General features: G+C 52.6%; 23 protein-coding genes and 1 tRNA gene. 16 read left to right on the top strand and 8 right to left on the bottom strand.

Annotation, left to right across the window (positions count from 1 at the left end; all coding sequences use genetic code 11):
- Nucleotides 1–742 precede the first annotated feature (742 nt).
- Both trhO and Absy_RS09140 read left to right on the top strand, forming a co-directional pair.
- Nucleotides 743–1759 (top strand): oxygen-dependent tRNA uridine(34) hydroxylase TrhO, encoded by a 1017-nt coding sequence (gene trhO / locus Absy_RS09135; protein ID WP_048854478.1) that lies wholly within the window; start codon nt 743–745, stop codon nt 1757–1759.
- A 156-nt stretch (nt 1760–1915) separates the two neighbouring features.
- Complete coding sequence (locus Absy_RS09140) at nt 1916–2443, top strand: hypothetical protein (RefSeq protein ID WP_048854452.1); 528 nt, start codon at nt 1916–1918, stop codon at nt 2441–2443.
- Between the two features lie 87 nt (nt 2444–2530).
- On the opposite strand, the gene Absy_RS09145 is transcribed toward Absy_RS09140, so the two are convergent.
- Nucleotides 2531–2920 (bottom strand): tautomerase family protein, encoded by a 390-nt coding sequence (locus Absy_RS09145; RefSeq protein ID WP_048854453.1) that lies wholly within the window; start codon nt 2918–2920, stop codon nt 2531–2533.
- Between the two features lie 391 nt (nt 2921–3311).
- Between Absy_RS09145 and Absy_RS09150 the strand changes: the two genes are divergently transcribed.
- The 4 genes from Absy_RS09150 (at nt 3312) to Absy_RS13020 (ending at nt 7455) form a co-directional block, all read left to right on the top strand.
- The gene (locus tag Absy_RS09150) at nt 3312–3782 is read left to right on the top strand and encodes a YaiI/YqxD family protein (protein ID WP_048854454.1); all 471 of its coding nucleotides are present in this window, start codon (nt 3312–3314) and stop codon (nt 3780–3782) included.
- A gap of 396 nt (nt 3783–4178) precedes the next feature.
- Complete coding sequence (locus tag Absy_RS09155; RefSeq protein ID WP_158319848.1) at nt 4179–5816, top strand: GGDEF domain-containing protein; 1638 nt, start codon at nt 4179–4181, stop codon at nt 5814–5816.
- Between the two features lie 51 nt (nt 5817–5867).
- Nucleotides 5868–7130, top strand: coding sequence for a cation:proton antiporter (locus Absy_RS09160; RefSeq protein ID WP_048854456.1), 1263 nt, complete (start codon nt 5868–5870; stop codon nt 7128–7130).
- A gap of 169 nt (nt 7131–7299) precedes the next feature.
- Complete coding sequence (locus Absy_RS13020) at nt 7300–7455, top strand: hypothetical protein (protein WP_371861727.1); 156 nt, start codon at nt 7300–7302, stop codon at nt 7453–7455.
- 470 nt (nt 7456–7925) lie between these two features.
- On the opposite strand, the gene Absy_RS09165 is transcribed toward Absy_RS13020, so the two are convergent.
- Nucleotides 7926–8591, bottom strand: coding sequence for a recombinase family protein (locus tag Absy_RS09165; RefSeq protein ID WP_048854457.1), 666 nt, complete (start codon nt 8589–8591; stop codon nt 7926–7928).
- Between the two features lie 879 nt (nt 8592–9470).
- On the opposite strand from Absy_RS09165, the gene Absy_RS13025 reads away from it, so the two are divergent.
- A complete protein-coding gene (locus Absy_RS13025) occupies nt 9471–9848 on the top strand; it encodes an HNH endonuclease signature motif containing protein (protein ID WP_048854458.1) in 378 nt (125 codons plus the stop codon).
- Here Absy_RS13025 and Absy_RS09175 read toward each other — a convergent pair.
- The 5 genes from Absy_RS09175 to Absy_RS09195 form a co-directional block, all read right to left on the bottom strand.
- A complete protein-coding gene (locus Absy_RS09175; protein ID WP_181015899.1) occupies nt 9816–11534 on the bottom strand; it encodes a DUF6538 domain-containing protein in 1719 nt (572 codons plus the stop codon). The genes Absy_RS13025 and Absy_RS09175 overlap by 33 nt on opposite strands.
- Before the next feature lie 106 nt (nt 11535–11640).
- Nucleotides 11641–11731, bottom strand: a tRNA-Ser gene (locus tag Absy_RS09180).
- Nucleotides 11732–11803: 72 nt separating this feature from the next.
- Nucleotides 11804–12448, bottom strand: coding sequence for a phosphoribosylanthranilate isomerase (locus Absy_RS09185; protein WP_048854459.1), 645 nt, complete (start codon nt 12446–12448; stop codon nt 11804–11806).
- A gap of 2 nt (nt 12449–12450) precedes the next feature.
- The gene (gene pyrF / locus Absy_RS09190) at nt 12451–13164 is read right to left on the bottom strand and encodes an orotidine-5'-phosphate decarboxylase (protein ID WP_048854460.1); all 714 of its coding nucleotides are present in this window, start codon (nt 13162–13164) and stop codon (nt 12451–12453) included.
- On the bottom strand, nt 13157–13522 hold the full coding sequence (locus Absy_RS09195) for a LapA family protein (protein WP_084597064.1): 366 nt from the start codon (nt 13520–13522) through the stop codon (nt 13157–13159). Before Absy_RS09195 ends, pyrF begins: the two co-directional genes overlap by 8 nt.
- 201 nt (nt 13523–13723) lie before the next feature.
- Here Absy_RS09195 and pdxA point away from each other — a divergent pair, with 201 nt between their 5' ends.
- The 7 genes from pdxA to Absy_RS09230 all read left to right on the top strand — a co-directional run bounded on the left by pdxA (nt 13724) and on the right by Absy_RS09230 (nt 19271).
- Entirely contained in the window at nt 13724–14695 is a 972-nt protein-coding gene (pdxA, locus tag Absy_RS09200; protein ID WP_048854481.1) for a 4-hydroxythreonine-4-phosphate dehydrogenase PdxA, read from the top strand.
- Entirely contained in the window at nt 14692–15414 is a 723-nt protein-coding gene (locus tag Absy_RS09205) for a pyridoxine 5'-phosphate synthase (protein WP_048854461.1), read from the top strand. The genes pdxA and Absy_RS09205 overlap by 4 nt, the downstream gene beginning before the upstream one ends.
- Nucleotides 15415–15747: a hypothetical protein gene (locus tag Absy_RS09210; protein WP_048854462.1), complete on the top strand. Its 333-nt coding sequence runs from the start codon at nt 15415–15417 to the stop codon at nt 15745–15747. It begins immediately after the preceding gene.
- An 8-nt stretch (nt 15748–15755) separates the two neighbouring features.
- Nucleotides 15756–16889, top strand: coding sequence for an anhydro-N-acetylmuramic acid kinase (locus tag Absy_RS09215; RefSeq protein ID WP_084597066.1), 1134 nt, complete (start codon nt 15756–15758; stop codon nt 16887–16889).
- 62 nt (nt 16890–16951) lie between these two features.
- On the top strand, nt 16952–17443 hold the full coding sequence (locus tag Absy_RS09220; RefSeq protein ID WP_048854463.1) for a hypothetical protein: 492 nt from the start codon (nt 16952–16954) through the stop codon (nt 17441–17443).
- Between the two features lie 179 nt (nt 17444–17622).
- Complete coding sequence (locus tag Absy_RS09225) at nt 17623–17802, top strand: DUF3311 domain-containing protein (protein WP_048854464.1); 180 nt, start codon at nt 17623–17625, stop codon at nt 17800–17802.
- Nucleotides 17799–19271 (top strand): sodium:solute symporter family protein, encoded by a 1473-nt coding sequence (locus Absy_RS09230; protein ID WP_048854465.1) that lies wholly within the window; start codon nt 17799–17801, stop codon nt 19269–19271. Before Absy_RS09225 ends, Absy_RS09230 begins: the two co-directional genes overlap by 4 nt.
- Nucleotides 19272–19355: 84 nt before the next feature.
- On the opposite strand, the gene Absy_RS09235 is transcribed toward Absy_RS09230, so the two are convergent.
- Entirely contained in the window at nt 19356–19739 is a 384-nt protein-coding gene (locus Absy_RS09235) for a hypothetical protein (RefSeq protein ID WP_048854466.1), read from the bottom strand.
- A gap of 113 nt (nt 19740–19852) precedes the next feature.
- Here Absy_RS09235 and alkB point away from each other — a divergent pair, with 113 nt between their 5' ends.
- Together alkB and Absy_RS09245 are read left to right on the top strand one after the other, a co-directional pair.
- Nucleotides 19853–20551 carry a DNA oxidative demethylase AlkB gene (gene alkB / locus Absy_RS09240; RefSeq protein WP_048854467.1) on the top strand — a complete coding sequence of 233 codons (699 nt, stop codon included), beginning with the start codon at nt 19853–19855 and terminating at the stop codon, nt 20549–20551.
- 10 nt (nt 20552–20561) lie between these two features.
- Nucleotides 20562–21743 (top strand): serine hydrolase domain-containing protein, encoded by a 1182-nt coding sequence (locus tag Absy_RS09245; RefSeq protein WP_048854468.1) that lies wholly within the window; start codon nt 20562–20564, stop codon nt 21741–21743.
- Nucleotides 21744–21813 lie beyond the last annotated feature (70 nt).

Below are 21813 nucleotides of genomic sequence, written 5' to 3' on the forward strand. Positions count from 1 at the left end.
CATGGTCTGCCTCTCTCGTTGAATCTTTAATCCGCAGAAAGCAGGGTGTTGTTCGCGCATCCATTATCTGGCGCAACATCCATTGCGGTAGATGGTGTTACAAACTGGCGTGCCCGATGGGTTGGCGAAGATGAAAGGCTCCTTCCGGTTAAGCAGAAGTGAGTGCCGGAAAACAAAAAAACCAGATCAGAATAAGTCTTTTTCATAAGCACACATCCTTTCAGGGCCATGCAAACCCAGACATGCAAAGTTTACCAAAAACCAAAGTTTACATTATCTAATTCCGAAGTCGGAACGAAATAGGTTATGCAAACTGCGTAACGATGCGGCCTTTCCTTGCGATCGTGCCTATTCCCGCCATGAAAAACGGTTAGTGCAAAATGGATTGAACTACTCTTTACACTTGCAGAATAAGGACAGGGTTCCGAACCTGTCAACATCATTCCGCATTCGTTATGGAGTGAATGTGGCCAGATGCCCGTTTTTGGCCCCTGTTTGTTTAGTACTACAAAAAAGATAGGTGTTCCTATCCGATTCAGCCCCACCAGACTGAGACGAAACACCCATTAAAAACACTTGTCGGGTGGGGAACCTGCCCGCTAAAGCAAATGTCTGCCTGTCAGGCTGTTTGCGGCACAACGCCAGCAAAGCGCACTGGCAGGGTTGGACCGCCTTACAGACCTGCAAGGAACATATCGTGACTGCCCGCTCCGCCCCGCCGACCGCCCCCAACCCCGACGATATGCCCATCTGCGTGGCGGCTCTTTATCGCTTTACCACCTTTGAAGACCCCGCCAGCATACGCACGCCCCTGCGCACACTCTGCGAGGAAAACGGGGTAAAGGGCATTCTGCTGTTGGCCAGCGAAGGCATTAACGGCACCATAGCGGGGAGCGATGCAGGCATACAGGCCGTGCTGGCCCACATCCGCCAGTTGCCCGGCTGCGCGGATATTGAAGTCAAATTCTCCCGTGCGCCATCCATGCCATTCCTGCGCATGAAGGTCCGTTTGAAAAAAGAAATTGTGACCATGGGGATAGAGGGCACGGACCCCAACCATATTGTAGGCACTTATATTGCCCCCAAGGACTGGAATGCCCTGCTGGAACACCCCGATACCATTCTGATCGACACCCGGAATGATTACGAAGTTGCAGTTGGCACGTTTGAGGGAGCGGTGGACCCAAAGATCAAAACCTTCCGCGAATTCCCCGAATGGTTCCGCCAGAATCGCGACCGCCTGCTGGCACAAGGGCGCAAGCCACGGGTGGCCATGTTCTGCACCGGAGGCATCCGCTGTGAAAAATCCACAGCCTTTGCCAAGGCGGAAGGGCTGGACGAGGTGTACCATCTTGAAGGTGGTATTCTAAAATATCTGGAAACCATTCCACAGGAGGAAAGTCTGTGGCGTGGTGAATGCTTTGTTTTTGACCAGCGGGTTACGGTCGGGCACGGGCTTAAACCCGGCAATCTGGAATTATGCCACGCCTGCCGAGTCCCTCTTTCCCCTGAGGACAAATCCTCCCCTCTCTATGAACAGGGTGTAAGTTGCCCCCACTGCCACGGCACCCAGAGTGAGCGTAACCGCGCACGCCACGCCGAGCGTGAACGGCAGGCTCAACTGGCCGCGGAACGCGGGGAAGCACACCTTGGCATGAACATGGAGCAAGAACGCGCACGCAAACGAAAGCTGCGCGAAGACGAAATTGAACGCCAGCAAGCCTTGCGCCAAGGTGTACTGGACCGCCTGCGGGACTAAATCCGCCTTCCGCCACATCATCTCAAAAATATGACTTTCCCCTGTGCTACAAACCAGCGGGGGAAAGGCTGAGGGCTAGCCAACTGGCGTCCCCCCGTATATATCGGGCGCGTAAATTAACCCGCAAACAAGCGGCGCGCATTGCCGGGGACATGAATGAGCATACACTGCGCATGGTGCGAGCGGGACATACACGACCGTACTCACATACCCTACTGCTGTGCGCGCTGTGAAAAAAAAGCCACCAAAGCTCTGGCAGCCATTAATGCCCCCCAATCCGCCTTGCAGCGGGAAACACGCTTGATCCGTGGCTGCCTGGTCACTCTGGTTGCGATTATTGCCGTAACATTCAGCCTACGCATACTCGCTGGTTCACCACCGCCACCGGATGATATTGTGATTACCCCATCTGCCCCATCGTCCGTGGCAATCCAGAATTCTGAACCTTATAAAGCCGGACAGATTGCCCGCAGACACTGGAATTTATGGCTAGGCGGGCAACATGGTGAACGCCGCAAAGGGGCTATTTACTGGCTTAATGCCGTTACAGGCCAGCACGCCAAACATTGCGACGGGACAGCGGAATTTGCCTTGGGCTGTTTTGATGCGCACCGGCACATCAGCAGGAGCGAATCCCTGTTGGCAACAGACCCGGAGTTTATTGCGGGGTGGAATACCCCTTAAATCGCTGCCTACAGGCCGCCCGTAAAACCACTCAGCAGGTAAGTGTGTGGATAATCTTCCACACGCCTTTTCCTTAAAACACCGACCTTATAATTCACCAGTTAAGAACTGAGCTCTGCCAAGCCCAAAGCTCCAGTGTTCATCCGCATTCTGGACAATGGAGACCATAAGATCGGATGGTGCCAGCCCACACCGCGCCTCCAGCTTTTTCGCCAGCAATTTATAAAATTCTGCAATCTGTTCTTTTGAGCGCGGGCGAGAGGTCACCTGAAGCAGTACGACCTTATCGGTCCGCGGGATGTCTAAGCCTGTATCCTCTATAATCATATGGGCTGGGTCATGCTCCGATACAATCTGATAACGATCACGCTCTGGCACCTTAAAGGCTTCAAGCATGGCTTCGTGGGTTGTATCCAGCAGTAAGCGGAGTTCTTCTGGCTTACGCCCTTTGATCACATGGAAATGGAGAAGAGGCATCTGACATCCCTAAACTTTTGACTGGCCTGATTTAAACACCCAGCGCAACCAATGGTTGCTCACCCTGCTTCTGCAACAAAAGCAGAGCCTGCCACGCCTGCCTAATCAACAAAAAAAGATTTTTGCTATATTCACTTTCCTCCCCAGCAGGACCGGACTGGATGGAAGTTAAAATCAGGAAGAGCCACACAGCTTTTATCTTCACAAAGTCTAATCATTTGCCTTGACCAGAACTCTCTGCGCTTAGGTATCACAGCTTTTTATGGCAGCTAACTCTGTATGGGACCAGCCCTCTCCATCATGCCCTTTATGAACGCGAGAGCCTCAACCACAGGATTAAGAGTGTACCTGCCCTGATTGCCGCTTTGCCGATATTGAGGCAGATTGAAGCATGATCCGTATTTTTATCGATTCTGATGCCTGCCCCGTAAAAGACGAGGTGTACCGCGTAGCTGGACGTTATGGTCTGCATGTTTTTGTGGTCTCCAACCGAATGATGGTTGTACCCGATTCACCTTTGGTCGAACGTGTGGTGGTAGATGCCGGACCAGATATAGCAGACGACTGGATTGCCGAGCGTGCATCCGCCAAAGATATTGTTATTACAGCAGATATTCCCCTCGCGGCCCGCTGTGTGGAAAAAGACGCATATGTTCTGGACCCCAAAGGCAAACTGTTTGATGCCGACACAATAGGTATGGCTCTGGCAATGCGTAACCTGATGACAGACCTGCGATCAGCTGGCGTAATAACATCTGGTGCCCGTGGATTTAGCAAAACCGATCGTTCGCGCTTTCTCTCCGCACTGGATACGATTGTGGTCAAGGCCCAAAAACCACGCCCTCGTAACTTGGCACAATGAGCCATTATCTTGGTTAAAACGCTCGCAAAAATACAACAAACACCCAGCCCATATGCCAGATAACCTGCTTTTTGTGGCTTAGTTACGCGCATAAGCGCAGACAAACACCGAGGCGCTCCTGCCCGGCATGACTTAATTTTATTCCTTACAAACAGCTGCCCTGCATTTTACAGACAAACAATCTATTTTTGGTTTACGCCCACTATGCTACAGAAAAATTCTTTAGAGATATGTGCAGTGCAGGCTAGAATGTTTAATTTTTCATCCAAAACAGACAATATAGACTTCAAAAAATTATTCATATTTTTTATATTATACATAATAGTTGCTTATATATCGATGAATTATACTGTCTATTACGATGGGCACTCAACCATATGGCCAGCCGATGCCCTTATGCTTGCTGCCATTTTTTCCAAACAAATCAAAAACATTAATGCCATAACCATCATCACTTTTTTTGCAAATACTTTTAGCCATTACGCCTGCGGCTACCATGGAATAGTTGTTCTTTTATATGCCACCATCAGCTCACTTCAAATATTTCTTTCCAACAAATCCTATATTAAATTTGTAGGTAATGGAGTTTTATTTTCAGAATATAAATACATTATAAAATTCAATCTGTATTCTGGTCTTGTATTCCCTTTCATATCCGCTTTATTGGGAACAGTTGCAAATGGTATAAGCTCCGGGATTTTTTCCCTCAATGATTTTGCCGGTTGGTTTTTTGCTCTATCATTAGGCAATATTACTTTTACACGTCCATTTACCTATATTCTTGATGGAACACTTTTTAAAAATATCAAAAATTTTGCAAAAAGTGGGCTTAAAAAGTCTTTCCTCGCATCAGTCTCCATATCAATTACGCTTTATGCTGCTTACTATGTTTTTCATCAAATAAAATATCCGTTTCTTTTTGTAACAACATCATTGGTTATTTCAAACTCTCTCGTTTCAGGTGAGATATTTGGTTCAATAGTTGTTATGATTATTGCTGTTATGGCCACAAGAGCAACATTTGATTTACTAGGCCCCATTGCCCTTATGCAGGCTGGATATTTAGGGCGGCAGGCTGTTTTACAAACCTATCTGATTTTTACAGTATTTACCGAAAGAGCCGTTTCTGTTCTGTTTATGAGGAATAAAACACTTGCTCAAAATGTTGCAGAAAAAGAGCAAATGCTTGCACTCATCATGGTTAATTCTACCGATTGCATGATTGATATTAACCGCGATGGCTTATGCCTGTGGGCTGGTGGTGCATCACTGCCTCTGCTGGGGTGCAGCAACCAGAATATACAGGGCAAAAACTTAACTGATATTTTAAAAATATCTGAAAAAACCTCTGATTCAATAAAAGATTTTTTTGATAATGAAGAAAAAAATTGCGAGACTTTTTCTGCCACCCCTCTCTCCAACCAGAATGTGTCGCTTAGCGTTAGCTTTCGTAAGTCCATAACCGATGGTGTGGTATCCGGTGCGATTGTAACAGTGAATGACATTACGGAAGAAACAAATAAAATTGCTGTTGCTGTTGAAAAATCCGAAAAAGACCCTCTTACACATTTACTGAATCGGTCAGGTTTTTATGAAAAAATGAAGTCTGTGCTCAGCACATCAGGTACGCCTTTTTGCATTTCCTACATAGACATTGATCACTTTAAAACCATTAACGATACATATGGCCACGAAGCTGGAGATACTATTTTAACTGGCATCTCGAACCTGATGCAAAGCTTGATCCATCCGCATGATATTTTATCACGGTTTGGTGGAGATGAATTTGTTATTGTTCATCTCAATACAGAAATTGATTCGAAAAGCTTTTTCACAAATCTTGTCAATAAAATTGAAAGTGCAACCTTTACTTTAAAAAACAATACAACAATAAAAATTACAATCAGCTGTGGTTTTACACACCATCAGTCAGGAAAAAATTTAGATACTATCATTCAGGAAGCAGATAACGCCCTTTATAATGCGAAAGAATCCGGAAGAAACCAAGTTTGTGAATTTATCAGTAAAACCTGAACACTTCCGGTTTTCCTTGACGTAAGAGACAGAAAAAGCCAGCGGTAATATATGGATACTATTAGCCTCCTTGCTTTGCTCCTGACCCTTGCCGCGGGCTTCAGCATTCTCAATCATCATACGTTGCGTGTTCCTGTGACGATTGGAGTGCTGATTTTCTCATTACTGGCATCAATGCTGGTTATGGCCCTGAACTCTCTTGTCCCGGCCTATAATCTTCAGGCCCTGCCACGCTCTGTTCTAGGAGCCATCAACCTGCCTGTAGCACTTTTGAACGGCGCGTTATCCCTCCTCCTGTTTGCCGGGGCCATGCAGGTGGATGTTGCTTATCTACGTAAAAAACTAATGTCCGTAGCCGCTCTTTCCCTTATGGGAACTGTTCTGGCTGTGGCTTTTCTAGCAATTGCAGCGTGGTGTGTTTTTCCTCTGCTTGGTCATGCTGTGCCTTTTACATGGTGCATTGTGCTCGGTGCCATTCTCGCCCCCACCGACCCGGTTTCGGTTGTGGGAATGCTGAAGCGCCTCGGATTACCCGGCCCATTACAGGCCGTTTTTGCAGGTGAAAGCCTGTTTAATGATGGTGTAGGTGTTGTCATTTTCGGTGTAACAGTCGGGCTGGCAACCGGGAGCACGCAAGGCGTAACCACCTTGGACATAGCCTTCAGCTTCTGCCGCGAAGCACTTGGTGGCGGTCTGCTAGGCGCACTGACCGGATGGATCGCGCTGTCTGTGCTCAAGAGGCAGCACGATCCCCATATCGATCTGCTCACTTCACTGGCTCTGGCGACCGGAACTTTCAGCATAGCCAATCAACTTGGTATGTCGGGTGCGATTGCTGTGGTTGTCGCCGGTCTTTATTTTGGAACAGGCCACAGTCATTCTGTGTTTGATGATGCTTCGCGCAGGGAACTCAACATTGCATGGACGCTGATTGACGAGGTCCTCAATGTTTTGTTGTTCATGCTCATCGGTTTTGAATTACTCGAAATCAAACCGCATCTGTTTACGGCCCTGGCAACGTTGGCCATTATTCCGCTCTCAATCGCTGTGCGAGCATTGAGTGTGCTATTTTCCACTCTTCCTGCTCATCTCCAAAACTGGGAGCGGGGTCGCACCCTTACCATTCTGGCATGGGGTGGTCTGCGTGGCGGTATTTCGGTCTCTCTAGCATTAGGCTTACCGCCCGGAGAACTGCGCGCCCTCCTGCTACCCATCTGCTACGGCGTGGTCGTGTTCACCATCATCGTGCAGGGTTTAACCATGGAACGAGTCGTCCGCAGGCTTTACCCATCTTCCACCCAACTGCGGCCATAATTTTCTTCTGTAATCCTCAGCATTATCCTGCTGCTACTGCCACTTACATCCTCATTCCTGATTTTGTCGCAGAGTATAAGACATGCGCAAAGTCGACGCCTATATTCACCCAGCCCTTCAAAGAGAGGTCAATAAATGGAAACCAAATAGAGCGGGAACATTTCTTGCAATGGCCTCTGGCCAGCCGTTCTCGGTGAATGGATTTTATAATAATTTTGCAGACTGGTGCAGAGAGGCTGGACTTCCAAAAGAATGCAGCCCCCACGGATTAAGGAAGGCAGCCGCGCGGCTTTTGGCTGAAGTAGGGTGCACACCCACCAGATAGCGGCGATAACTGGACACAAGACTTTGGCTGAGGTGGAACGGTACCCCAAGCCGTTGAGCAGAAACGACTTGCCAAGGAAGCCATGACTAAGCTGCGCTAGTGGCACACGCAAAACCGCGATTGGCACACAGCCTTCGTAACTAGTTGGCTTGATTATATCTTTTAGATATTTGGCGGAGAGAGAGGGACTCTCCACCCATTTGCAATTTTCCGCAGAAAACAGCCAAAAACATTGTAACTACAGCGCTGTGACGTGTCGTTACACACTACAGCACCAAATCAAGAGCCTTAATCCAGTAAGCACCATCAGGCATCAGGTCTAGTGCTGTTTTCGAGGATAAGGTGCGTGACCACTCTTGCACCGAATATCCACCGCCCTGTGTTTCCTGTCTTTGGTGTCTGAATTAAAGATCAGCCCTCAGAAAGCCCCACACCCAACGCTGCCCCGCTTAGTTCACATACTAACTATTCTACCCAAGACACCTTTTAACAGCCGCAGCGGTCCACTCTGTCTTCCCTCTGCTTGTCTTAATACCCATACCCTCTAAACGCCCCGCTATGGCCCGCAGAGACAGCCCTTCGCTGTGTAAGGGGGCAATGACCGCAGCAACCCTTCCCCTGAACTCCTGAGCCTTCTCTTGGAGGGCCTGAGTCCCTTTCTGGTTGTCTGGTGCTGGCCCACCTTTATACCCACCCAGCACGACACCACGGGCCTTTGCAGCAGCAAGAGCCGCCTTTGTCCGCTCACTAATCATGCACCGTTCCTTCTCGGCCATAGCGGCCCAGATATGGAGCATAAACGGGTCGGCATCCTTGCCCAGCTCCGCGACGATGAACGGAACACGCTTCACCATCAGCCCAGCGATAAACGCCACGTCACGGCTCAGGCGGTCAAGCTTTGCCACAATGACCGGGCACTGCATCACCCTAGCCTTTTCGAGTGCTGCACAGAGTTGGGGCCGATTACTCAGGGCATCACTCCCCTTGCCTGTCTCAACCTCGGTGAACACGTCAATCAGGTCAAAGCCCTCCGCCTGTGCAAAGCTCTGTATGGCTGCACTCTGTGCGTCCATGCCCAGACCGCTTTTACCCTGTTTGGCTGTGCTGACCCGGATATAGGCTACTGCCCGCTTCATGGTGTTTCATTCCCGTCACCGTTCGTTGTCTGGTTTGATACAGCATAAACGGAGGGTGAACTACGCTCTATTCTGAATCCGTCCTATGCCGCTCATGAATCAATAAGGGGGGCGTGTCTTGGGCACCTCACACAGCCCCCCTGCTCATTCTCGAACCTCTCAGGGACTCAAAACGGGTACCCTTGCGGCATGGTTGTATGGTTCATGGTTGACTTCAGATTATGGGGGTTAAGCCGTTGTTGTTGTTCAGCGGTGCGCCACGAAAACATTATCAGGGGAAATCCTGCGGCCCTCTAAGGAACGCTCCGGGTCCCTTTCTGGGTACCCTTTGGTCCTGAGTGTTTACCTGTGGATAACTCACTATTCCTTAATGTTTTCAAAGGGTTACGGTGGATATGGGGCTAATACCCCTCCTATTAGAGGAACGCCGCTAAGGTAAGGGTAGAGAGAGTGTGATCAAGTCCCTCTCTGTTAGTGACACCCATCATCATCTTTTCATCAGTGTGTTCGGGTCAAATAGGCATTGCTTCCTTCTCCTGCCTGTTTGGCCTGAGCATATTCCAGTGCCAAGCTCAACCCATGGCGAAGCACATTGAGCACTCAATCATCTGACCACCGAGTAAAGGAGATTTAGCGTTCTACTAGGCTGTAACAGGTTTGTAAGCTGCACTGTGTCCTTCGGTAGTCACAACCCACCAAAGGTCATTGACAAGCTACAACCTTACAACACTACCGGCTGACACTAACAGCCACGCAACACCTCATAAGAAAAGAAGACGCCCCCGTGGAGCAAGCCTCGAAGACTCTATAGCGCTCTATGAGGATGAAACAGGCCATTGGACCGGAGCGTGTGACAGTGACGGTTATCCTGTTCTCCATTTGAAAGGGAAAACCCAGCCTGTCCATCGCCTTAGAGCAGAGCTTGCAGGGTGGGACATAGAGGGCAAAGTTGTTATGCACATTGACGACAACCCCCTCAACGTCCGCCTAGACAACCTCCGTGTAGGCACTCAAGCTGAGAATATGGCTGACATGGCCCAGAAGGGTAGAGGCCACACAGCTTCACGTTTCAAGGCAACAGAAATAGCTACCATCGTGCGCCAGCATAAAATGGGTGTTTCTATCAACCAGCTTGCCCGTGCAACTGGGCGGTCACGCAAAGCCATACGCGCCCTATTAAGCCGTATAGCCCTCAGAGACTCACAGGAGTCCGCACAGGGCCTTCTAGGCTTCACTGGCTCTATCACACCCGCCTAACACCATAGGCCACTCTCGGACAGTATCTGAGGGAATTAGCGTCATGCTCTTTCCTTTGGATGCTGCCCTTTTGTTCATGGTAGCCATATCATTATCGTGCGCCAGCGTTCGCCTGACAGACTCAGGCATACCAAGAGCAACCATATCCAGCACAGCACGATCATACAGGCTTCTATCTAATTGCCCCACATAGGTGTTGTCGCCCAGCGATTGAGAAACATGCCCGACAAGACGATCACGTATTAGGACTGTGCAGGCAGTGGCACCATTACCCGCAGCAGTTGCAAAATAAGTCATGAATGTGCCTCGGAGGTTGTGAAAGTTGTGCGGATCATCCTTGCCCAGAACCGCCTTCCGAAAATCACCAAATCGCTTTGCGAATGTCCATGACCGCTTGTTATCATCACCCCCCGGTGGCAACTCGGAAAATAGAGGTGCATCTGCATCAGGCCCGGCATTGGCTACCCTCCGGGCAATGATCGGTTGCACAAATGGGTGCAGGGGCACGATACGGAGGGCGTTACGTGTCTTGGCTACCTCTGAGGTGATCTTTACGGCCCAGAGACCCCCTTCCTTTTCAGGCGGGATAACTCTGCCCCTCGTAAGGCTGCATAACTCGTTCTGTCTTGCTCCGGTCATTAGCCCAAGGCGCAGCAGATCAAAAATGGCAGGGCCATACTTCCAGCGTTTGACCGCATCAGGATCAGCCTGCAAAAGCCGGAGTATGGCTTCCTCCTGATATGCAGAGGGTTTATCTTCTGTTTGCTCTTCACGTTCTGCCCGCTTTTTCAGCCCGGACGTTGCGCCGAGCCACGGATTAACGCCCGTCACATATCCTTTCCGTTCAGCCCAGCCCCAGAAGACCTTAAGCGGGCTTATACGGCTCTGAACGGTCTTTGCACGGAGGCCTTTCCTCTGAGCCAGCCATTCAGGAAAAGCACTGATAACACGCCTTGATAGGCTTTCTATCGCTACCGTTCTTATAAAGGCAGCAGCATCAGCAACCTGATCCTCCTCCCCCTCCTCGGATAAGAGATATTCACCCAGAAGCCGGAAAGACAGAAGGTGGCCTCTCAATGTTTGCTGTTTGACCGTTCCGTCAATATCCCGCAACCACCTGTCTATAAGATTGCCCATGGGTGTCGCTTCGCCCAGAGCAATCGCCTTGTAGCGGTCTATGTAAGGCCCAGCAGAGACACCAGCCTCCTGCAATGCGTCTGCACGATCACTTAGGGCATCTAGCATATCGCTGGTTTTACGGTCACGCTCACTTGTCCGTATTGTGGTGCGGTGCGGCAATCCGTTCCTGTCTTCGGTATATACTTCCTCGGTCTGGTCTTCTCGGGTTGACGCCTTGGCAAGCTCTTTTCTGGCTTCAAGAGCCTCTGCAATAGTCTGCTCGTCTTCTGCCCACGGAAAGGCCCAGTCTGGTTGCCAGTCACCGTGCAGAGGGGGCAGGCCTATCTCCTGTAGTCTGACGTCTATTTCTTTGCGTATGTCTTCCAGCGCCTTGTAACGCCTGCCCATTGCTTCCTTGCGGTCGCTTGTGCCCAGCGTCTTAACGACCTCGGCCTTATGTCCGGTTTTTGTTCCGAACGCCTTACCTACGTCTGAACGACGATCACGCGGCACATGGAAGCGGACACTCCACGTTTGTGAGCCAGCACGGCGGAAGATATTATACATGTCGTTCATATCCTCAGATATGTAACGCTGGACATGTAACGACACAATACAACACTGTAACTACAGGATTGTCTAAGTGGTTGTTTTTATAGGGAAAACAGCAGGTTGGCGGAGAGAGAGGGATTCGAACCCTCGGTACGCTATTAACGTACACACGCTTTCCAAGCGTGCGCCTTAAGCCGCTCGGCCATCTCTCCAGCGCGAGGACGGTAATAGCAAGATTATCAGAACAGGCAAGAGGGAAAGCGCCCTCATTGCTATTTTTTTCTTCAGCCTTCTCTCACCCCACGCGCATTCTGCACGAAGCTGGCAATTAATGCAGGATCTTTAATGCCGGGAGCACTTTCTACACCGGACGACACATCCACAGCAGGCACGCCTGTTACACCAACAGCCTCGGCCACATTATCGGGCCGCAAGCCTCCTGCCAGCATCCATGGAAAAGCAGGGGCCCACCCAGCCAGCAAAGACCAGTCCAGTTTCTGGGCATTGCCCCCCGGTCGTGTTGCATCCTTGGGCGGACGTGGTTCTATAAGCAGACGTTGAACAGGGCAGCTTGTGGGCAACTCCTCCCGCCCTGCCACAGGAATGGACAGCCACACAGGCAATCCAAACCGATGCGCTACATCCTGAGCACGCGCGTCCGAGGCATAAATTTGCAGGATATCAAGCGGCGCGTGCTCCAGAACCCGTGCAATATCCTCATCCTGAGGATGCACAAACAAACCAACGGTTTTGGCCCGCCCCGGCCCGCGCGCAGCCAGTGAGGCCGCACGTTGTGGTGTGACAAAACGCGGAGAGCGGGCAAAAAACACAAAGCCTATCCAGTCAGCCCCATGCTCCACACACGCATCAAATCCGGCCTCTTCCGTCAGACCGCAGATTTTTACACCCGTGGTGTGTGGAACTGACATGCTTATCCTTCCAGCTCAGCCATAATGGCAGCCGCAGCGGCATGGGGGTCTGCTGCTTGGGTAATGGGCCGACCGACCACAATCCAGTCTGCTCCGGCATCTCGCGCCTGAGCAGGGGTCATGACCCGCTTTTGATCGCCTTTTGCCGCCCCTGCGGGGCGAATGCCCGGAGTTACAATAACCGGATCATTCCCCAGATCATCACGCAGCACACTCAACTCATGCGCCGAGCAGACAAGTCCGTCCATGCCGGACTGCACAGCCAGACGGGCCAGACGCCGCACCTGCGCACAGGCACCATCCATAACCCCGGTTTCGGCCAAGCCCTGATCATCCAGACTGGTCAGCACCGTAACAGCCAGCAACAATGGACGCTCCCCTTCGGGAAAAGCCAGATCACAGGCTGTACGTGCAGCCTCCATCATCGCGCGGCCACCTGATGCGTGGAGGGTAAGCATACGAGGGCGCAAGTGCGAGAGCGAACGCACTGCCGCACCAACCGTATTGGGAATATCATGCAGCTTCAGGTCCAAAAACAGGGGGGAGCCACGCGCAACATCCGCTACAGCCTGAAAACCCGCCGCATAGGTAAATTCCAGCCCCAGCTTGATAATACCAGATACGGGGGCCACATCCCGGACCCACTGGCGGGCCTGAACAGGGTCCTGCGTATCCAGGGAAACAATAAGACCCGTGCGACGGTTTGGCTTAGACATTGGTTTGCTCTTCGCTCCCTGTGAGATGAGACTGCGGCGTAACAACGGGTTGCTCCACGGGGGGAGCTGCAACAACTGCGGGTCTGTTGGCCAAAATAGCCTTGACCTGCGCAAGCTGTGCCTCCAGATCCCGGACCTGCTGTTCGGCCTTGCGGGCTCTGCGTCCCTGCCGGAACTCAACCACCCACAGACAGAATGCCCCAAGCAGGAAAGACAGAGCACCAACGCTTAGCGCCAGCACGCCTAGCGAACATTTCCAGCTATATGTGAGCATCCACATATCCTGCGGGTCCTGATTACTGGCACTGAACACAACAAGTGCAAGCAGGAACGGAACAACAATTATGAGCCTGATCATGGTGGTGTGGTAGCCCTATCCTACGCAAAGAACAAGAATGCAGACCAACAGGCTGCACGGCAACTTGTGGCTACCATACCATGGTTTTTCCACCCGTCTGCCGTGCTGTTGGCTTTAAACCTCTTTACGCATTCTCTTTTCTGCGTTTTGCTGCCCGTGCACCGCGCCAAAAGGCAGCAGACGCATGAGGGAGATACAGACATGCTGGTTCTGACTCAGGGAGACCCGGCCAGTATTGCGCCAGAAATTACCGCCGCAGTCTGGCAAAAGCTCCGCCAGAGTGGTCCGGCTTTTGTTTATATAGGCGACCCATCCCTGCTGGAGCGGCGCATACCAGTGCAGCCCATTCGCTACCTTGCGGATGGCGCAGATGTTTTTAGCCACGCCCTGCCTGTTATTCCCCTGCATCTGGCAGCCCCTCCGGCTATGGGAGAACCCGACCGCCGGAATGCCGCGAGCGTAATAGAGAGTATTCGTCAGGCTGTGGAACTGACCCTGAGTGGTGAAGCCTCGGCCATGATCACCAACCCAATCAGCAAGGATGTGGTGCAGGGAGCGGGTTTTCGCCACCCCGGGCATACAAGTTATCTGGCAGAGCTTTGCCAAACACCGGGGGATGAGGTCATGCTTCTGGCTGGTCCTTCCCTTAAGGTTGTGCCCATTACAGTCCATGTTGCCCTGCGCAACGCCATTACCCAGCTTTCTACAGACTTAATCATCCGTACCGCCCGTACTGTTGCAGCCGGGCTCCGGCGGGACTTTGGTATTCCTCACCCCCGGCTGGCCTTTGCGGGCCTCAACCCCCATGCAGGCGAACATGGTCTGATGGGGGACGAGGAGCAGAATATTATCATCCCCGCCCTCAATACCCTCCGGCAGGAAGGGATGACAGCCAGCGGCCCCTTACCTGCGGACACAATGTTTACACCCCATGCACGCAGCCAGTACGATGTAGCCCTTTGCATGTACCATGACCAAGGACTGATCCCGCTTAAAACGCTGGATATGGCAGAGGGCGTTAACGTCACACTGGGTCTGCCCATTATCCGTACATCGCCAGACCATGGGACCGCATTTGACATAGCAGGCCAGAACAAGGCAGACCCACGCAGCTTGGAAGCTGCCATAAGACTGGCCGCCACACTGGCCGAAAACAGAAGGAAACATGCATGAGACCGGCCATAAGGCTTGGGGTCAACATTGACCACGTTGCGACCGTCCGTAACGCCCGCGGGGGCCAGCACCCCGACCCGGTGGCCGCGGCCCTTCTGGCCGTACAGTCTGGGGCGGATGGCATAACAGCCCACCTGCGCGAAGACCGCCGCCATATACGGGATGCAGATCTGGAACGCCTGCGTGCCGAGATAGAGGCCCCCCTGAACATGGAGATGGCCGCAACAGAGGAAATGGTCTCCATCGCCCGGACCTTACGCCCCCATGCCTGTTGCCTGGTGCCTGAACGGCGTGAGGAACTGACAACTGAGGGCGGGCTGGATGTCGCCAGTCATTCTGCCACCCTTACGCCCAAGGTTCAGGCGCTCAAAGCGTGCGGTATTCGCGTATCGCTCTTTATCGACCCCGACGCGGAGCAGATTGAAGCTGCGGCAGCCACCGGCGCCCAGGTTGTGGAACTCCATACCGGCGCTTATGCACACGGCAAGGTGGGCGAAATTGAACGCCTGCAACGCGCTGCCCTGCAAGCAGAAAACCTTGGTCTGGAAGTGCACGCAGGCCATGGCCTGACCTACGAAAACGTGGGACCTGTTGCTGCCATTCCCCAAATTCGGGAGTTGAATATTGGTCACTTCCTGATCGGTCAGGCCATTTTTGACGGACTGCCAACTGTCATCCAGACCATGCTGGCCCACATCAACAAAGCGGCAGGTACCTGAATGGAAGAGCAGGATTACAAAACACCCAAAGCGCTTATGGCTGCTGTTGTGGGTATGGGTCTTCTGATCATCGCAGGGGTGGTCATACTGGTTGGTGTGGTTATTCACCGTATGAACAGCCCCCAGCACCCTGCCATTGGCACGACCATTCCCCTAACCGATGCACGGACCACCCACCTTGCCCTTGGGCCAGAGGAACATCTGTTGAGCATGGCCCGCGTGCGGGATGACCTGTTGGCGCTCCACATCGCTGGCAAAGGGCAGGAGCGGATTATGCTCTGGAATGTTGTAACCGGGCAGATACAGCCAGGGCTGGAGGCAAAAGCACCCTGACAGTTTTTATGCCCAACACCCCCAAAACACATCAGCCCGATGGGTTTGTGAACGCACTGGGTCTGATGAGCGGCACTTCGCTGGATGGCGTGGATGCTGCGCTCATCCGCACGGATGGCACAGACATAGCCGCACATGGACCCTCCTTTACCCTGCCCTACACGGCAAACCTACGCCAGCGTTTGCGCACCCTGCTGGATCGCGCTCCCGATCTGGGGGCAGACGATGCTGACCTTAAAGCCGCGGAACACGCCCTGACCGTAGTGCATGTGCAGGCCGTGCAGCGCCTTCGCCACATGGCCCCGGACATGCCGGTGGATCTTGTCGGTTTTCATGGCCAGACCATTCTGCACAGGCCGGGGCGGACATGGCAGATTGGGGATGCGGCTTACCTGTCCGCCCAAACCAACCTGCCTGTTATACACGATTTTCGATCCGCCGATGTTGCCGCAGGTGGCGAAGGCGCACCTTTGGTACCGCTCTACCATGCGGCTCTGCTCCGCAATGCGCCAGCGCCTGTTGCCGTCCTGAACATTGGTGGCGTCGCTAACCTGAGCCTGATCCCCAGCCATGGCCCAATCGTTGCGTGCGATACAGGCCCCGGCAATGCCCTGCTGGACGACTGGGCCGCCCAACATACAGGTATTCCATACGACAAGGATGGGCAGCTTGCCCTTGGTGGCAAGGTTGCGCACAACATTCTGGAACACCTGCTTGCACATCCGTTTTTCCGCAAGCCTGCCCCCAAATCGCTCGACAGGTTAAGTTTTCACAACGCTCTAACCTGCCTTGAGGGGCTGAATGCAGCCGATGGTGCTGCAACTCTGGTAGCCTTTACGGCACAGACCATTGCCCGCACCCCCTTACCAGAACAGCCGCGAACATGGTTTGTCTGTGGCGGGGGCAGGCATAACCCTGCCCTTATGGCGGCCCTTGCCCAAGTGCTCCCCGGCACGGTTTACCCAGCGGAACAATGCGGCTGGAAAGGGGATGCACTGGAAGCAGAATGCTTTGGTTTCCTGGCAGTGCGCAGTCTTAACGGCTTGCCCCTTTCCCTGCCGACCACAACGGGTGTAGCTTCCCCTCAAACAGGTGGGCGGCTGACCTGCATGGGTATTACCCCATGGGGTCGCAGGCTCTGACCGTGTACAGACACGGATGTTGATGATCCATCTTGTTCAGACTGACAGGAAAGACCTTCTTGATGAAACGTTTTTTCGCGCTTTGCATCCTGTTGCCGGGCTTGGCCACCACAACCATACACCAGACGGTAACAGCCCAGACCGTGCTTGATAACAGCGCCCAAAAGGCTTCTCCTTTCGTCAAGAGCACGCTCAAAACTCTGGTGACACGTTTTTCCAATACCCACCCCAAATTCCGCAATCTGACCGTCCATACCAACAGCGACAAAAAACAGATTGTCTGCGGTCAGGTCAGCCTGAGCGAGAATAAATCTCCCGCCGAAGAGAGTTTTATGTCCTTTGGAGCGGCGGAAGATGGGGAACAGCCTGTGGTGTACGAAGCACGGACCATTCCCGCCACATTAGACACGCGTGAAGCCAACCAGTGGATTAACCATGGTGCTGATCTGGAAGAACTGGAAGAACTGGGCTGTGTGCCAGAAGGCAGCTACCGCCAGTATGGCGATACATTAAACAAGGTTCTACAGGACCACAAAATTAACGCCACGCGTTAACACTCCACGCCCTTGTTTTTAACGATTGCGTTATAACAAGGGCATACCTGATGCGCAAAAAACACAATTCTGATGATACTCGCCTGAAAACGCTTCAGGCGTAATTGACATGAGCCGGTTTCCATCGGCATGTTCAGCCGGTTGCGAACAAAAATAACAAAACAAGCCGGTTTCACGAAATGAAATATCTTAATTTACTCCTTCTGCTACCCTTTTTGGGTTTGCTCTGGACTCCGCTGTATGACCGGCACGACCCGGTCCTGCTCGGTTTTCCCTTCTTTTACTGGTACCAGTTCGCCTGGGTACCCGTAACATCCGTCCTGATCTGGGTTGTGTGGAAGAAGGGGAACCGCGCATGAACGCCATCAATCCATGGGCGCTTGGCGTCTTTATCCTCTTTTTTGCCGCGACCATTGTTATTGGTTCCTCCATCCAGTGGATCCGCGGATTATTTAGCAAAAAGACCAGTTCCACCTCTCACGAGGAGTGGTCGCTAGGTGGGCGTGGGTTTGGCCCGTGGGTAACCTGGTTTTTGGTCGGGGGGGATTTTTATACGGCTTACACGGTTATTGCCGTGCCCGCATTGGTGTACGCCGCAGGTGCCTATGGATTTTTTGCCCTGCCTTACACGATTATTGTTTACCCGTTTATTTTTATTGTTATGCCCAAACTGTGGAAAATTGCACGTGAAGGCGGGCACTCCACAGCGGCAGATATTGTGCGTGCCCGGTTTGACAGCCGCGCACTGGAAATTGTTATTGCCCTGACCGGCCTTGTTGCCGTTATGCCCTACATTGCCTTGCAGCTAATTGGCATTCGGACCGTTATTCAAGCGCTGGGCCTGCCGGGGGATCTGCCGCTCATTATCGCGTTTTTGTCCCTCGCAGCCTATACTTGGCTGGGTGGGCTGCACGCCCCCGCCCTGACCGCTTTTATCAAAGATATCATGATCTATATTGCCGTGCTGGTAGCAGTTACGGTCATTCCTTTGCATACAGGTGGATATGGTGCTCTGTTTGCCTCGGTTGAACATGCACAAACCATGCTCAAACCTGGGCAGGGTCTGCCTTATGCCACTCTGGCCCTTTCTTCCGCTCTGGCTGCATTCCTTTACCCCCATACGCTTACGGGTATTCTGGCATCCCGTTCGGCAGATACCATTCGCCAGAATGCCGTATTCCTGCCTGTTTACACCATTGTACTTGGGTTAATTGCCATGCTGGGCTTTATGGCCCACGCGGCAGGCATAATAACAACCAACAATTCCATGGTTGTTCCCATGCTGTTCCAGAAGGTTTTTCCGGCATGGTTTGCCGGGTTCTGTCTGGCCGCCATTGCGGTGGGTGCGCTTGTGCCTGCTGCCGTTATGGCCATTGGTGCTGCCAACCTTGTTACCAGCAACCTGCTCCCAGCCCAGAAAGACCCGGTACGCACCAGCCGCCTGACCTCGCTGCTGGTCAAACTGGGGGCACTGGTCTGTGTGCTGTTCCTGAATGCGCAGTTCGCCATTGACTTCCAGCTTCTTGGCGGCGTGTTTATTCTGCAAACCTTTCCTGCTCTTATTCTGGGTTTGCTCAAGGTCCGTTTTTCCGCCACCGCCATGCTGGCTGGCTGGCTGATTGGCACCGTGTTTGGGGTCAGCCTGTGCTGGATGGATGGGCTTAAGCCTATTCACCCCGTTAATCTGGGTCTGTTCTCGGGCAATGTTTCCACGGGTCTGCTGGCTCTTGGCGTTAACCTTGTAATTGTGGTCGTGATTTCGGCCCTGTACCCTGCAAAAAAAGCAATCAGCACATCCAAACCGGACAGCGTGGAAAATCCTGCCTAAAAAGCGGAACACACCTGCACAACAAAAAAGGGATGGCCATTAAGGCCATCCCCCACCACATCAGCTGCTGACCTGTTCCCTATATTACAGGCTAAGAAGAATAGCAGGAGCAGTCTCAATATGAGTGGGCTGGAAAGTCCTGACCTGCTCACGCACAACATCATACAAATCTATGCCGCACCTACGGGCTGGTTCAACCATCTGCTCATACAGTTCTTCCAGCAGGTAGTTTTGCTGCCCGCCTTCACTCAACCGTAAGGGGGAACGCTGGTTACGCTGGCATAGCTTGAAAAATGAGCGAAGGGCAGCCTCGCCTTGCGGTGCAAGGCCAGCCACAGTGCTGGCAAAAAAATCTACTTCCGCATTCAGCCCGACAAAAACACCGCGGAAAACCGCACGCTGCACCTGAAAACTGATAAGGGCCGGAATGCCGCCAATAAGCATAATATCCTGTGCAGATGGGGGCATTGGTGCTGTCTGGCTCCTTGCAAGCGCGGGCATGGTTTGCAATGTTGATAGCATTCTTCTGCTCTACGCCAAAGAGTGCGCTGGGTCCCTCACGATTTTCATTAAGCATTGCCATGCCACGCTCCCACCCGACAGCCCAACAGATGGACCTTTTGCTCCCTGACACCCGCCCCCAGCGTGTGGAGCTAGAAGCAGGCGCCGTGCTACTGCGGCAGTTTGCCACACAGCAAAGCGCCATACTGCTCCATGCCATAGACGAAGTTGTCCAGCAGGCGCCTTTCCGCCACATGCTCACACCCGGTGGAGGCAGCATGTCGGCTGCCATGTCCAGCTGTGGCACACTGGGCTGGGTCAGCTCCGCGCATGGATATGCTTACACCACGCAGGACCCGACCAGCCACCATCCATGGCCCGCCATACCCCTGCCGTTGCTCCAACTCGCACAAAATGCCGCACAGGCCGCGGGGTATACGAACTTCCTCCCTAACGCCTGCCTGCTGAACCGTTACCAGAACGGCGCTCATATGGGGCTACATCAGGACAAAGATGAACAGGACACCACGCAGCCCATAGTCTCGCTCTCCCTCGGGCGAACAGGATTATTTATATGGGGGGGGCGCAACAGGGCAGATAAGGTTCGCACATTTGCGCTGGAGCATGGAGACGTACTGGTATGGGGTGGGCCAGCACGGCTGAACTACCACGGCATTAAAAATCTGGCCCCCTCCGCACACCCCCTTACGGGCATGACCCGGTTCAACGTAACCTTCCGCTATGTTGCCCACGCTCTTTTAAACCCCACACGGACTTAATTGACCCAACATGCCCAACGCCAGCACCATGCCCCGCCGCACACTGTTGCAAACAGGACTGGCCTGCGCCGCCTGCCTGAGCACGCCTTTTCTCCCGGCTTATGCCGCACAAGAGCAGGATAATCCGTTTTCTGCGGTGGAGAATATTTTTCATCAAGCCATTCGGGACCACAGAATGCCCGGTGCCGTAGCGGCAATAGGACATGCAGGACAACTGGTCTGGAAAGGGGTTTTTGGCAATCGCGCCATAATACCCCAAACTGAAACCATGACATGGGATACCATATTTGACATGGCATCCCTGACAAAGGTTCTTATAACCGCCCCTGCGATCATGCAGTTTTATGAGCGGAGTCTTATTGCGCTGGATACACCAGCCTGCCATTATCTGCCGGACTTTGCAGCACATGGCAAAGACGCAATTACCATACGCCAACTGCTAACCCATTATTCCGGATTACCCGCTGATCTGGATTTAAGTTTTCCATGGAGTGGCAAACAAGCTGCCATCCGTATGGTCATGAACACGCCCCTCCAAAATCCTCCGGGCGAAAAATTTGTTTATAGTGATATTAATTTCATCACGCTTGGGCTGATTGTTGAACGGCTTTCCGGCACCTCCCTGCCCCTGTACGCAACGGAGCATATTCTCAAACCGCTGGGTTTGAAGGCCTCATTTTTCCTGCCATACGCCACCCAAAAAACCAATATTGCTCCCACTCAATATGATGAGAATGGGCAGATGCTCCAAGGTATTGTGCACGACCCTACAGCCCGGCGCATGGGGGGCGTTGCAGGCCATGCCGGACTGTTTTCCTGCGCGCAGGATACCGTAACTTACGCACACAGCCTGCTGGATAAACTGGCCGGATTACCCTCCACCTTCCCCCTGAAGGCAGAAACACTTTACCTTATGTCCACCCCACAGCAGCCACAGGGCAAAACCGATTTGCGTGGACTGGGGTGGGATATAGCAACCCACTATTCCACAGCGCGCGGCGCTCACTTTCCTTCATCCTCTTTTGGTCATACCGGCTTTACCGGTACTTCCTTGTGGCTGGTCCCCAACAGCCGCAGCTTTGTTGTCATCCTGACCAACCGTGTTCACCCCAACGGGCAGGGAAATGTTGTGACCTTGCGCAAAGATGTTGCCACCGCAGCAGCTCTGGCCCTGACCGGCATGGAACAGTAACGCACGACCAGACCATTCTCTGCCAGTTATGGCAGCGTGCAACAGAGGTGTGTTATTCTGGCATCACCTT

This window comes from Acetobacter syzygii (genome assembly GCF_000964225.1).
Taxonomy (GTDB): domain Bacteria; phylum Pseudomonadota; class Alphaproteobacteria; order Acetobacterales; family Acetobacteraceae; genus Acetobacter; species Acetobacter syzygii.